12 protein-coding genes are annotated in these 13,111 nt (G+C 66.2%); 7 read left to right on the top strand and 5 right to left on the bottom strand.

Translation table 11 applies throughout. The features are described 5' to 3' along the window. Positions 1-108: 108 nt before the first annotated feature. Entirely contained in the window at positions 109-1,332 is a 1,224-nt protein-coding gene (locus A6A25_RS14695) for a tyrosine-type recombinase/integrase (protein WP_073889658.1), read from the top strand. Positions 1,333-1,402: 70 nt separating this feature from the next. Here the strand turns inward: A6A25_RS14695 and A6A25_RS14690 are convergent, their stop codons facing one another. Beyond that, positions 1,403-1,810 (bottom strand): Imm1 family immunity protein, encoded by a 408-nt coding sequence (locus A6A25_RS14690; RefSeq protein WP_158073737.1) that lies wholly within the window; start codon positions 1,808-1,810, stop codon positions 1,403-1,405. Further along, a complete protein-coding gene (locus tag A6A25_RS14685) occupies positions 1,801-2,610 on the bottom strand; it encodes a DddA-like double-stranded DNA deaminase toxin (RefSeq protein ID WP_073889652.1) in 810 nt (269 codons plus the stop codon). The genes A6A25_RS14690 and A6A25_RS14685 overlap by 10 nt, the downstream gene beginning before the upstream one ends. A 797-nt stretch (positions 2,611-3,407) precedes the next feature. Between A6A25_RS14685 and A6A25_RS14680 the strand changes: the two genes are divergently transcribed. Both A6A25_RS14680 and A6A25_RS14675 read left to right on the top strand, forming a co-directional pair. Beyond that, positions 3,408-3,596 (top strand): hypothetical protein, encoded by a 189-nt coding sequence (locus A6A25_RS14680; RefSeq protein WP_073889649.1) that lies wholly within the window; start codon positions 3,408-3,410, stop codon positions 3,594-3,596. A 19-nt stretch (positions 3,597-3,615) separates the two neighbouring features. Then, positions 3,616-4,491: a hypothetical protein gene (locus A6A25_RS14675; protein WP_073889646.1), complete on the top strand. Its 876-nt coding sequence runs from the start codon at positions 3,616-3,618 to the stop codon at positions 4,489-4,491. A gap of 152 nt (positions 4,492-4,643) precedes the next feature. On the opposite strand, the gene A6A25_RS14670 is transcribed toward A6A25_RS14675, so the two are convergent. After that, complete coding sequence (locus A6A25_RS14670; RefSeq protein WP_158073736.1) at positions 4,644-5,858, bottom strand: helix-turn-helix domain-containing protein; 1,215 nt, start codon at positions 5,856-5,858, stop codon at positions 4,644-4,646. A gap of 379 nt (positions 5,859-6,237) precedes the next feature. Here A6A25_RS14670 and A6A25_RS42970 point away from each other — a divergent pair, with 379 nt between their 5' ends. The 3 genes from A6A25_RS42970 to A6A25_RS14660 all read left to right on the top strand — a co-directional run bounded on the left by A6A25_RS42970 (position 6,238) and on the right by A6A25_RS14660 (position 10,054). After that, complete coding sequence (locus A6A25_RS42970; RefSeq protein ID WP_143193152.1) at positions 6,238-6,678, top strand: hypothetical protein; 441 nt, start codon at positions 6,238-6,240, stop codon at positions 6,676-6,678. Positions 6,679-7,600: 922 nt separating this feature from the next. Then, positions 7,601-7,828 carry a hypothetical protein gene (locus tag A6A25_RS14665; protein ID WP_073889640.1) on the top strand — a complete coding sequence of 76 codons (228 nt, stop codon included), beginning with the start codon at positions 7,601-7,603 and terminating at the stop codon, positions 7,826-7,828. Between the two features lie 666 nt (positions 7,829-8,494). Then, the gene (locus A6A25_RS14660; protein ID WP_073889637.1) at positions 8,495-10,054 is read left to right on the top strand and encodes an alkaline phosphatase D family protein; all 1,560 of its coding nucleotides are present in this window, start codon (positions 8,495-8,497) and stop codon (positions 10,052-10,054) included. A 51-nt stretch (positions 10,055-10,105) separates the two neighbouring features. Here the strand turns inward: A6A25_RS14660 and A6A25_RS14655 are convergent, their stop codons facing one another. Then, positions 10,106-11,584 carry a chitinase gene (locus tag A6A25_RS14655; protein ID WP_073890105.1) on the bottom strand — a complete coding sequence of 493 codons (1,479 nt, stop codon included), beginning with the start codon at positions 11,582-11,584 and terminating at the stop codon, positions 10,106-10,108. 109 nt (positions 11,585-11,693) lie between these two features. Here A6A25_RS14655 and A6A25_RS14650 point away from each other — a divergent pair, with 109 nt between their 5' ends. Beyond that, positions 11,694-12,119 (top strand): HD domain-containing protein, encoded by a 426-nt coding sequence (locus A6A25_RS14650; protein ID WP_073889634.1) that lies wholly within the window; start codon positions 11,694-11,696, stop codon positions 12,117-12,119. A 37-nt stretch (positions 12,120-12,156) separates the two neighbouring features. Here the strand turns inward: A6A25_RS14650 and A6A25_RS46620 are convergent, their stop codons facing one another. Next, the gene (locus A6A25_RS46620; RefSeq protein ID WP_338013209.1) at positions 12,157-13,095 is read right to left on the bottom strand and encodes a Uma2 family endonuclease; all 939 of its coding nucleotides are present in this window, start codon (positions 13,093-13,095) and stop codon (positions 12,157-12,159) included. Positions 13,096-13,111: the final 16 nt, after the last annotated feature.

Genomic DNA, 13,111 nt, shown 5'->3' with positions numbered 1-13,111 from the left:
CTGAACGTAGGACTTGCGGGACGTAGTGGCTCTGACCAGGTAATATGTGGGTATGCGCGTCGTCTTGGGACTCCCAGGGGAGCACCACTCTTCCAGGGAGTCCCGGACGTGGCGACGATCGAGAAGCGCACCCGTAAGGACGGCACCACCGCATACCGGCTGAAGTGGCGGTTCGGGGGCGGCCGTGAGGGGGCGCAGCAGAGCATCACCTACGCCGAGCACGACGACGCCAAGAGCATGAAAGGCGCGGTCGAGGCTCTGCGCCACCACGTGTACGACACCGACCCGCGCGTGATCTCGTTCGAGCTGGTCACCGGGCAGAAGCCGACCGCCTACACGGCCCCGACGTTCGGTGAGGTCGCGGAGAAGTACGTCACCACCCGAACCCGCGCCAAGGCGACCACGAAAGACCTGTACCGGCGCACGCTCAGGAACCGCGCGGGTGCGTTGCTGGCCCGGCCGGTCGAGAGCATCACCGACGACGACGTGAGTGCTCTGCTGTCCGGCATCACCGACGCGGGCCAGTCGTCCGCGATGATCTACGACCTGTTGCGCGGCGTCTTCCGGTACGCGGTCGTCAAGACGTCGCTTGCCGTCAACCCGATGAACGGGGTGGAGCCTCCCAAGCGGCGGCCCCGGACGGTGAACTTCCTCAGCAACACCGACGCGGGTCTGTTGCTGGACGCCTGCCGGGCCCTGCCCAACGTCGGGGCCGCCCTGGCGGACGTGGTCGACGTGATCCTCGGTACCGGTCTGCGGATCTCGGAAGCGCTCGGCCTAGTGGCCGGTGACGTGCACGTGGACGACGTGGACCGGGCGTGGATCGACGTGGAGATGCAGCTCTCCCGCGCGACGACCGGTAGCCCGGAGTCCCGGCGGGTGTCATTGAAAACCGACGCGTCACGGCGGCGGATCGCGCTGGACTCGGCCACGGCGCGTGTGCTGGCCCGGCTGGTGGACGGCCTGGCCCCGGACGCCCCGGTGTTCCCGCACCCGGTGGCGGGCGGCTGGTGGGGACAGGGCGTGTTCGGCAAGGCGTTCGAGCGGGCCCGCACGGCCGCCAAGCGCGCCGGGATGGTCAAGACGCCCCGCGTTCACGACCTGCGCCACACCCACGCGGCGTGGCTGCTCACCGATGGGGTGCCGCTGTTGGCGGTGTCGCGTCGTCTGGGCCACGAGTCCATCGGGATCACGGCCGACATCTACGGGCACCTGTTGCCCGAGGGTGACGACGCGATCCGGGCTGTCCTGATCAACCGGCGGGCCGCCCTGGCCCCGGCCACGGTTCGGCGTGTGCACGCGGTCGTGCCGATGGACGCGGTAGCCGCCTAGAAGATGCTGAGAACGCCGCAGAACCCACCACGGGGCCCGGGAACGTCCGGGCCCCGTTCGCGTCGGGTGGCTAGTCCCAGCGCGGTTGCCCCTCGATGCCGTTCGGCCATCCGCCCCCGTTGTGCATGAACTCGTGGGCCGCGCGGCGTGCGTCGGCCAGCGGGATCTCTGCGTCTGCGGGGAATTCGGTGTCCGAGCCGGTGAAGTAGTAGATGGGCGGTGGCTCGGCGGCGTACGGCCCCTTGCTGATCCAGCCGTCGGGCTTGTCCGGCCCGAAGTAGTAGAGGACTCCGCGCCCGGTCCTGGCATCCAAGCCCACGTCCAACAGCACGTGTCCGGGGTTGTCTGCGGTCAGCAGTTGGACGGTGGTGGGCATGTTCCACTCCACGACGGTGTCCAACACGGCGTCCAACTCGGCCGGGGTGTGCACGATGGTGGGCCCTTCGGCGTTCCGGTCGAACCATGCTTCTAGCGCCACCACGGGCGGGCACCTCCTGTGTACCGCTTGCGGAACCGTTCACCTTTTTCGTTCGTACCGTGCACGGTGAGTGTGGCCCCTTCGGGGAGCAGGATCGGCACGAGGGTGTCGCAACCGAACCGCCCGACACACGGGACGTTGTTGATCACGACCGTGGCGTGCTGAATCCCTTCCTCGACCATGCGGGTTGCCAACTTGATCTCCACGTCTCCGGTCTTCGCGGAGGGACCGGGCAAGCCCATGTCCTTGAGTCGGGCGTCGGCTGCCTTGGCGTGTTCATCCCGGCCGCTAACGATCGGCTCGGCGGTGCCGTTCGGGCCGATCCATCGGCCGTGTGTTTTCTGGCCCGTGTTGCCCACGACGGGCGGCGGCAGTTCGCGCCGTAGTTCCTCGACCTTCTCCGGTTCGATCACGGGCGGGTCGGGTTCGGCCTGACGGGCCGGGGGTGGCGTGAATGGCTGTTCTTCGGGTGGCTGTTGAGGTGACTGTGCGGACTGTGGAGCGTTCGGGGCCGGCGTTGGGGTGTTCTCACCCGTGAGGGCGGTCAAGGCTGCCTGTGCCCGGTCCATGCCCGTACCGAGGATCTTCCACAAGTCGGTGATGCCGTCTTTCACCGCGTCGAACCGGGCCAGGGTCTGTTCCGTGTCCGACTCCAGGTCTACGGCCCCGCGCAGGTTCGCGGCCAACAGGTCGTGCGCCTCTTCGGCCAAGTCCTGGGCTTGGCCCAGCGCGTCCCGGCACTTCGACGCCTGATCGCACGCCTGAGACACGCGCTTGGCCACTTCCTCGATCGACGCCACCCGGTTCCCTTCCCCGGCGGCAGCGTCGCACAGGGGTCCGACAGTGACCGAGGCGACACGGACCGTGGCGGATTTGCCCACTTGCCCACTTGCCAACGTGTAGGGAACGCGGGCAAGTCGCGGCATCGCCCACTTGCTCACTTGCGCGGGCCGGGGAGAGGTGAGCACGCCACTTGCCCACCTCCCCTACACCTGAGCAAGTGGGCAAGTCCGTAACGATCCGCAAGAGCCATGTGCAGCACGTAACCGAGCGTGGAACTGCGGCTTGCGCACCTTCCCTACATCTGCGCAAGTGAGCAAGTGAGCAAGTCCGTAACGCCGAGTGGGAATGGTTCGCGGTCTGTGACTTGCCGCCCGACTTGCCACCCCTCCCTACACCTTGGCAAGTTGGCAAGTTGGCAAGTCCGTAACGCGCTGCGTTCGGTGACGATCATTGAGTGACGAACGTGCCGACTTGGCCACGGTTCCCTACACCTTGCCAAGTGGCCAAGTGGCCAAGTGGCCGCCACCGCCCGTGTCTTCCGAGCGGAATCCGTGACGGGCCCGTGGGCGGACTCGTGTTCGACTTGCCCCCGGTTCCTACACCTTGGCAAGTGGGCAAGTGGGCAAGTGGCCAACTCACCCGGACCGTTCTCCACGAGTGAACGGCCCCACGCGGCCAACTTTTCCGCCAACCCTCGACCACGCCACGAAAACGTGTCTACGGTGCCATTAGTCCGACCTTGCGGGCCTAGTGGCCGGAAGGGTGTCGGCTGCCCAAATGTGGGCCCCATTCCCATACATGACAAGGACACGACATGACCAACCACAACGATGGCCATCCGGTCACGTTTGACGATCTCATCCGCACCCACGGAAACCTGAAGATCGACATTGACGCGAACGGTCGCGGCCACATCGTTGACCCCGGTATCCGTCTCTCGGACGACTTCGTGGCCTACCCGATCGAATACACCGGGCCGCGCCCGGACGAGACCACCGACTGACCAACGGAGAAGCAGCCCAATGGGAATCATCCTCAACCTGAGCACCCACGGTTACGAACTCATCGACAAGGCCGACCAGTACGCCGCGCTTTACGACCGCCTGAGCGCCGTTCTCCCGACCGAAACCCTCACCACCGTGACGGAAGCCGTGACCGCCCACCGGATCGCGCAGAACACCGCTCAGAGCCTCGACATGCCGCATGTGGAAACCGTGCGCAACACGTGGGCCGAACGTCTCACCGACCTGTGCAAGACCGGTGACGGCTACACCGTGGCCGACCTGGCCGACGCCGTCCGGGAGATCAACGACACGGCCACCCTGGCCGACACCGGACAGTCCCTCGTGACCTCGATCGCGTGGACCGCCGCTCAGCGCGTCGTCACCGCCTGGCACACCACCGGCCGCACCGTCCTTTCCGGACTGAGGAACGCCTTGGCCGCCCGCAGTGACGACCTGGCTGAGCTGGCCCGGATGATCCCGGCCGACTTCAACGACGGCCACGCCTTCCACGCCAGGGAAGAACTCCAGCAGGCATGGCGTGAACTGTCCACGATGGACGCGTTCGTGTCACTCGCCCTCGACGTGGAACGGACCCACCGCGTCAACCAGCCCGGCGACCCGGCCGTGTCCACCGTCGTCCAGCTCGTGGAAGACCCCATTACCCACGGCGGCAACGCCAACGACCTTGGCCTGACCGGCCTTGGCTGGCCGACGCTCCCCGACGATGGCCGTCACCGCCTGCGCGTCCTGGGCCGCCGTGGGGCCCGCCTCACGCTGCGCACCTACCGGGAAGCGCGTGCGTGGGTCGATCGGCATTTCTACGACCTTCCCAACATGGACACGCGCGCCAACCTCATTCGTGAACTCGACAACCGGTGGACCGACGCCGCGTAACACCAATGGTCGGGGGTGGGAGATAACCCCACCCCCGACCATCCCCCCATCGGATCGTCATAGCACCCGAACCCGCGCCGGGGTTTAGCCCTTCACGCCAAGGCCAGGCAAGCGGGGCAAGTAGGTGGGCGTTCACCTACAGCGTCGACATGTCAGGCTGCTACACCAACGAAGTCCGCTAGCCTGCGCAGGTCGCCCTTCACCGAGCGTCGCTCGCGCTTCAGCATTCCACGCAGCATTGAATGGACTCGACCGGTAAACAGCAACTGCTCCGGGGCGGCCATCCGTGCCAAGTTGAGTGCGTCCAATGCCTCGCGGTCCTTCCGTCGCAAGTAATAGGCCCAGGCGACAGTGATCAGGTGCGAAGTCCTGCGCTCAGACAATTCCGTAGGCAAATTGTCATACGGTACACGGTCCGCTTCCGAGATGGCCTGACTTGGATCACCCAGTTCGAGCGCGAGCCATACGCGATGAATGGTGATGTTCGTCGGCCCGAAGGCAAGCCAGAAATCGTTCCTGTCCCCAATTCTTTCCGCAGCCCGCGAGGCTTCGTTCAAGTAGTCGCGTGCCGCGCGATGGTCACCTAGGGTTGCCGCGCCAACAGCGCCCTTCAGCATGAGCGATCCGTACATGCTGTAAGCCTCTGGAACGTCTAGATTGGATCTGAGGGCATCTGCCGCAGCGATGGGAGCATCGGTTGATTCTGTAAGTCGACCAGCGTGACGAAGAACAACGGCCAGTCGCCATGCTCCGCCTGCAATCAGCAATCGGTCGTCGGACTCTTCGGCAGCGTGCATTGAGCGCTCGGCGGCAACCCACGGCAAGTGGGGCTCACCTAGGCGATCCAACATTCCGGATGTCACTCGATACACCAGAGCTTGAAGTTTTGACGCTTCCCGCTTTTGCTCATCATTTTGCGCGCCATGCACCAGATGCCAGGCGTCCGCGATCATGTCCGGAACGAGCGGTGCCATCTCGGACCATCGTTCCGTTTGGGAATACAGAAACGCCTTTTCGACGCGAATCCGAAGATGCTCCGGCGAAACAGGCATACGATCCGGCACGCCTAGTAGTGGAGAAATGCCGTTATAGCGCAACATTGCGGCCTCAATGTTCGGCACGATACTTGGAGCAGTGCCCAGAGCGTCGTTACGCCTCGCCGTCACCCGAAAGGGTCCTGGCAACAGCACCGACGGTGGAACTCGCAACGCCTCAGCCACGGCCACGATGGTGGACAGCTTGTCCACGTCGCGTTTGCCGCTCTCGATCTGCCTAAGCCACTCGGTTGTGCGACCCCCGACCAGACCGCACAACACTTCTTGGGTCATGCCTTGGCGCTTGCGGTAGTAGGCGATGCGCTCACCCACTGTCGCCCCGTCGTCTAGCCGCATACGCCCAGGGTACCCACACCGCACTTCGCCAACGGACCCCAACAGAGATTTGGGGTTGCGCACACGAAGTGGATCTAGCGTTCCGACCAGGCGGGACCGGTGGCCACGGCCCTCCTACCTGAATCCAGCGCCGCCACCGACAGACACGCGCTGCGTGGCTAGGCACGCCATACGCAGCAGGAAGGCCGGGGAACGTGACTCACGCGAAGTGGTGTCCGACCGCAGGGCACGGTCGGTGGTCGGGGCCGGACTGGTTCGGGTCGGTCCTCAGTGTCACCGGTTCGGCAGGGGTGGAGCGTACGGCCACCGACCCAGCGCGTACCGACGCTTTAGCAACGGAAATGTAGACGCGGTCATGCGAGACCAGTTGAACGCAGACTCAATCGCTTTGACCGCCATGTACGTTTTTGCCGCCTGCGTGCTGCTCATCCTCCTGCTAGTTGGCCTTATGCTTTATATGAGCTTCCGTGCGAAACGCGAGGCGAGGAGAGAAATCGCCAGGCATGTGGCCCGAATCAAAGCGCGCACCACGACACCTGGTGCGACTAGGGGTGCCGGTGTGAACCCCAAGGGTGAACCTACCTGGGTCGGTGAAGCTTTGAGCGCGATCAAAACCGGATCGGAGAACCCGACCCGCGAGATCCGCATTCCTGAGCAGGTTCGGCGTGTGACATACGTGCTGCGACCTGGGGAACACCCCGCCGTGTCGCCCATTCGACCCCACGAAAAGATCGACCTACCGGAACAGATCACCTCGAACGTCGGTTCCGCCGGCGAAGGGGCGCATGGCGGGTGAGGAACGCAGTGGAGTGACCGGGGGCCATGCCGAAATACACGATTGAAGTAGTCACAGAAGAGTTGATCATGCTCGCCAAGCTGGCCGGCTTCGGATCGGACTACCAACTAGCCAAAAGAATGGGAGTGGATAGGGCTACCTTAAGTCGGGCACTTGCTGGCGAGTTGCAACCGGGCCCGGGGTTCATTGCGGGTGCTCTGAGAGCACTAGAGCCAGCAGACTTCTACAAGCTGTTTCGAGTCGTGGACGTCGAGAATCCAAATACTTCCTTGCCGTGCGAGGGTCGGTGCAATGAGGACGTAACGGCGACGGTTGCAGGCGCGGTCAACGACCATCGCATAGGGTGCCCGGTCCGGCACAGGGTCGGCACCACGCTTCGAAGCCTCTACGAACCGAAGCGGCACGGCGGACCACACTTCGGATTAGTGGAACTTGCACGCAGGTACAAAGTCGAGTCCGCAGACATACGCGAACTGATCGTGGAAGCGGGCGGGACGATCCTTCCGAAGGGTGCCGACAGTCGCCAGTGGCGCAAGACCAACGACCCGTCAGCACTACATCCTGTGCAACGACGCAAACCCGGGACAGAAGAAAACAGGAAGACGTCGTGACAGCAATCGAGATGATCCCGGGAGTGCGAGTACGCGGCACGAATTGCCACGGAACGGGCGTAGTCATCGTAGGCGGCCGAGAGGGTGCTACGTCGCTCTTCCTTGGGTTCACGCGGACATGTGCGGGATGCGACTCGGAATCCTGCCCCCGGTACCACTCTACGGCGCTTCCGTCCGCCAATGGAGAGCGAACCACCAGCGATCCGACCAGTCCAATCTCTACCCGCTCACAGTAAGCACACCAACATGCGTCAGCACTGACTAAACGGCGACGCAGATGCTGTACCGATTTGACAGGAGATTGTTTACAGATGGAAAAGACGTCCCCCGCCGACGCGGTCGAGCAGACGACCTACGTCCGAATCCTGTCGGAGACGGACTACAAGGAGTCCATGACTGCTGATGGCGACTATGAGATCACCTTTGGGGGCGTGGCGACGCTGGCCATGACCGGCGACGCGGCGGAGAAGCTGTTCTGGATGATCGGGAACAAGATTCCCGAGCTGCGCGAAATCGCCGCCAGCCACCGCCTCACCTGACCACCCGCTTGCGGGCTTCTCGGCACGACGCAGAAGGGAGGTAGGCGTTATCGAGCGTTGACGGCAACAGGCACCTGGAACGCGGAGCCCCACTCGGCCTGTCTGGCGAGTGGGGCTCCGCCATGACCGGGAGACGCGTACCTGACGACCCGTCCGCAGATTGCCGTGCCCGGCGACGAACGAGCCGCCTGAACGGACGCCGCAGAGATGATCGACGTAGCGCGGGGCCCGGCCGAGTACGTCACCGGATCACGTGCCCGTACGTGACCTCAGGCAGACCCGGCCGGGCCGGTACTCCCCGGATGGTGCTCCCACGACCTACGGGAAGGATCACCCGAACGGTCCGCGGAGCACACCAAGAACCGTGGCTAACGTGGTTGTCCGGACCCACCCGGCCAACACCGGTCAGGTGGGGACAAGTACCGACCACCGCGTGATCCCACGGGGAGCACCGGACGGCCGTTACCCGCCACACCTGGCCACACTTGGCCGCTACAGACCGCGCCGACCAGCATCAACGCTGGTGGCCCCACCAGGGGCCCATAGGTAGGACACGCGCGTTCTGAGTGTTCGACACTCGCGTTCTGAACGTAGGACACGCGCGGGGTGGTGCCCGCCGGGCGGGACACGGGCAACCGCTGCGGCCGCCACGCCGTTGTAGAGGGCATGCCCAACACACACCCGCGGCGGGACGCGTTGCGTTTCGGCGCGTTCGCCGGCGTCGCGCTGCTCGCACCCGCGCTGCCCGCGTCGGCCGCCGAGGCCTCGACTTCGCACTTCCGGCACGGTGTCGCGTCCGGCGACCCGCTGCCCGAGCGGGTCGTCCTGTGGACCCGCGTCACGCCCACCGAGGACAGCACACCCGGCTCCGGTGTGGGCCCGACCGTCGTGGTCGGCTACGAAGTGGCCAAGGACGCGCAGTTCCGCCAAGTCGTCCGGCGCGGCGAGGTCACCACCGGCCCGGACCGCGACCACACGGTCAAGCCCGACGTCGGTGGGCTGCGCCCCGGCTGCTGGTACTTCTACCGCTTCACGTTCGACGGCGTGCACTCCCCCGTCGGGCGCACCCGCACCGCGCCGGCCCACCACTCCGACGCCGACCAGCTGCGGTTCGGCGTCGTCTCCTGCTCCAGCTGGGTCGCGGGCCACTTCGCCGCCTACCGGCACCTCGCCGAGCGCGGCGACCTCGACGCCGTCGTGCACCTGGGCGACTACCTGTACGAGGACTACATCGGCACGCAGTTCCGCACGCACGAGCCACCGGGTGAGGCGGTGTCGCTGACCGACTACCGACGTCGCCACGCCCAGTACAAGACCGACCCCGACCTGCAGCACCTGCACGCCACCTACCCGTGGATCATCACCTGGGACGACCACGAGTGGGCGGAGAACGCCTGGTCCGACGGCTCCCCCGACCACGACGAGACCACCGAGGGCACCTGGACGAACCGCCGTGCCGCCGCCATGCGCGCCTACCGCGAGTGGATGCCCGTGCGGCTCGACGGCGACCGCGTCTACCGCCGCCTCCGCTTCGGCACGCTCGCCGAGCTGACCATGCTCGACCTGCGCTCGTACCGCAGCCGGCAGGTCGACCAGGACCAGGTGGACGAGCCCGGCCGCACGCTCACCGGCCCGGACCAGATGGCGTTCCTGCGCGACGGCCTGCTGCACACCGACGTCCAGTGGAAGCTGATCGGCAACCCGGTGATCTTCTCGCCGCTGCTCATCCCGCCGGTGCCGCAGGCGGGCGCCGTGGCTCAGCTGGTCGGGCCGACGACCAACACCGACCAGTGGGACGGCTACCCGCACGACCGCGCCGCGGTGATCAGGCTGCTGGACGAGCACGACGTGCGCGACACCGTGTTCCTCACCGGCGACGTGCACAGCTCGTGGGCGTTCGAGGTGCCGGTGGACGAGGCGCTGTACCCCCTGACGAAGACCGTCGCCACCGAACTGGTCGTCCCGTCGGTCACCTCGGACAACATCGACGAGCTCACGGGTTCGCCGCCGCGCACCACGTCGTTGGCGATCGAGGCCGCGCTGGTCGGGCTCAACCGGCACCTGAGGTGGGTCGAACTGGACTCGCACGGCTACACCGTGTTGGACGTGCGGCGCGAGCACGTGCGGATGAACTGGTACTTCCTGGCCGACCGGACCCGGCCCGACTCACCGGCCGCGTTGGCGAAGACGGTGACCGTGCGGTCCGGCACGCAGCGGATCGGGTAGCGCCGGCGCCGTCCCTCCCGTGGCGCGACGGGAGGGACGGCGTCCGCCGCGCTACGGCAGCGTGTCCAGGTGCGGCGCGACCGTGTTGGCGAACTGCCAGTTGTTGGAGGCGTCCCAGTTGATCGACCACGTCATCGCGCCGCGGATGCCCGGCCAGGTCTGCGACGGCTTGAACGTGCCGCAGTTCGTGCCCTTGGCCAGGCAGTCGAGCGCCCGGTTCACGTTGGCGGGCGACTGGTAGCCGCCGCCCGCACCGGACGGCGAGGCGGGCAGGCCGAGGCCGACCTGGTCGGGGCGCAGGCCGTTCTGCAGCTGGATGCAGGCCAGCGCGACCAGGAAGTCCACCGTGCCCTGGGCGTAGACCTTCTGGTCGCAGCCGAGCATCGTGCCGGAGTTGTAGAACTGCATGTTGACCACGGTGAGGATGTCCTTCACGGCCAACGCCAGCTTGAAGTACTCCTGGCCGGTGGACTGCATGTCGATGGTCTGCGGCGCCATCGCGATGACCTTGCCGCCGCCCGCGTGGATGGCGCGCAGGGCCTGTGCCATGTAGGTGGCGTTGACGCCGTTCTCCAGGTCGATGTCCACGCCGTCGAACCCGTAGTTCGCGATCAGGGACTTGACGCTGTTGGCGAAGTTGGTCGCGGCGGTCGAGTTGCCGACGCTGATCGTGCCCTTCTCGCCGCCGACCGAGATGATCACCTTCTGGCCGCGGCTCTGCAGCGTGCGCACGTCGGCCTTGAACTGGGCGTCGGTGTAGCCGCCGAGCTTGCTCGACAACGTCGGGTCGAGGGTGAACGCGACCGCGCCCGGCGTGGTGGTGGCGTCGGCGAACGCGACGGCCACGATGTCGTACGTGGTGGGCACGTCGGCGAGCTTCAGCAGGCGCGAGCCGTTGTCGAAGTTGTGCCAGTAGCCGGTGAGCGCGTGCTTGGGCAGCGTCGGGTTCGGGTTGCCGGTGGTCGTCGTCGTGGTCGTCGTCGTGGTGGTGGTCGTTGTCGTGGTGGTGGTGCTGGTGGTCGTGCTCGTCGGGCCGGTGCCGGGGCCGTCGAGGCTCACGTCGTCGGCGTAGAACGGCGGCTGGCCGTACCAGCCGTGCACGTAGATCGTGACGCTGCTGGTCGCGCCGGTGGTGAAGTCGATCGAGAGCTGGCTGAAGCCCGTCGAGCCGGGCGTCCAGGTGCTCTTGTCTCCGCTGCCGGTGCCCGTCACGCCGAGGTACACGTAGCTGCCCTGGACCCATGCCGACAGCTTGTAGGCGGTGTTGGCCTGCACGGAGATGGTCTGCGAGCAGCGGGCGTTGTCGTGGCCCGCCGGGGTGCCCGCCATGGCGTGCGTGCCGCTGCGCTTGGTGGTGGTGGCCGCCGTCGCCGCGGCGCTGCACGTCCACCCGCCCGTGCCACCCTCGAAACCGGGGTTGGCGACCAGGTTGGCGGCCGACGCGCTGCCCACCACCACCAGGGTCAGGCCCGCGATGGCCAGCACACCCGCCAGCACCGCGCCCAGTGCGCGTCTCGTCCTCGAAACCACGTCCACCTCCACGTTCTCGTCGGCGGCCAAAGCCCAGCACAGGTGACGTGGGCCACTCGAAAAATGGACTAGACCACTGGGCCTTGTCAAGGGTGTGAACAATGATCCGATGACGTTCACCGTTGATGACGCGATCCGGATCGCGCGGGCGGCCCACGACGGGCAGGTCGACAAGTCCGGCCAGCCCTACATCGGGCACCCGCTGCGGGTGATGGGACGGGTGTCCGGCGAGCACGCGCGCATGGCGGCCGTGCTGCACGACGTCGTCGAGGACACCTCCGTCACCGCCGACGACCTGCTCGCCGCCGGGTGCCCGCCGGAGGTGGTGGCGACCGTGCTGGTGTTGACGCACCGTGACGGCGAGGCACAGGAGGACTACCTCGCCCGAGTGCTGACCGACCCGGTCGCGGTGGCCGTGAAGCGGGCCGACATCGCCGACAACACCTCACCGCCGCGACTCGCGCTGCTCGACACCGCCACCCAGGACCGGCTACGCGCGAAGTACTCCAGAGCCCTCGACATCCTCGGCCGGTGACGTGGTCTTCACCGCCCTGTGACAGTTGCGGTGGAGATCACGCCCGATCTGGCCCCACAAGCCTCTGACGTGCGGCATCATAGTAGGTGAACCGATACAGAGAAGACGACCGAAAGGCGACATGACCAACGCTCTGAAGACCGTTCGCACGTACTTCGCCACCCGCCGGCAGATCCGCAAGCGCGAAGCGGACCTGAACCGCGAGCTGGCCGCCTACGACACCCCGAGCGCCCGGATGGACATGGAAGCCATCCTCGCCCGGCACTCCAGCCACGAGGCGCGCGAGATCGAAGCGATCCTCCGCCGCCAGGCGCTCAGCACCACGCTGCGCAACCACAGCTGAGCCTGCCGCACCCCTTCGAGGGCCTTCAGAACAGGGGCGTTCTGAAGGCCCTTTCGTCACTTCCGGCCGGACTGCCCCCCACGTGCCGAGCAGTTCGACCGGCACGATTCGCACGGGGTACGGCATGGTCGCATCCAACGGATCCTCGCCCTTCACTTCGGTCATCAATTCGTAGCAGCCCTCGGTGTCGAGCTCGAACACGGTCATTTTCGGCTCCTGTGGATCAACCACCCAGTAGCTGTGGACCCCCAGCAGTGCGTAGGTGCGCTTCTTGAGGTTGAGGTCGTACATCGCCGTACTCGGCGACAGCACTTCCACTGCGAGCAGCGGTGCCACCGGCAGCAGCTTCTCGGTGAAGTCCTCCTCGTAGGCGACGAGGGCGTCGGGTTGCAGCTCGGTCGACTTCGTCGGTTGGAAGGCGAACGGCGCCGCGAGCACGTGCATGTCACTCGGGTAGGCCCTGTCGAGCCGACCTGCGAGCTTGAGCACGACTTTCTGGTGTCGGAAGCTCGGCGCCGGGCTCACGTGCAGCATCCCGTCGATGAGCTCATAACGACGGCCATCATCGGGCATCCTCTCCAGGTCTTCGACTGTGTAAAGAGGCCCCTCGTGGTCATACGCCATGACGGTCATGGTCCCCTCCTTCCGG

The organism is Saccharothrix sp. CB00851 (assembly GCF_001905065.1).
In the GTDB taxonomy this organism is placed as follows: domain Bacteria; phylum Actinomycetota; class Actinomycetes; order Mycobacteriales; family Pseudonocardiaceae; genus Actinosynnema.
The sequence above is the reverse complement of the archived record's forward strand: the minus strand, read 5'-3'. Positions and strand labels throughout refer to the sequence as shown.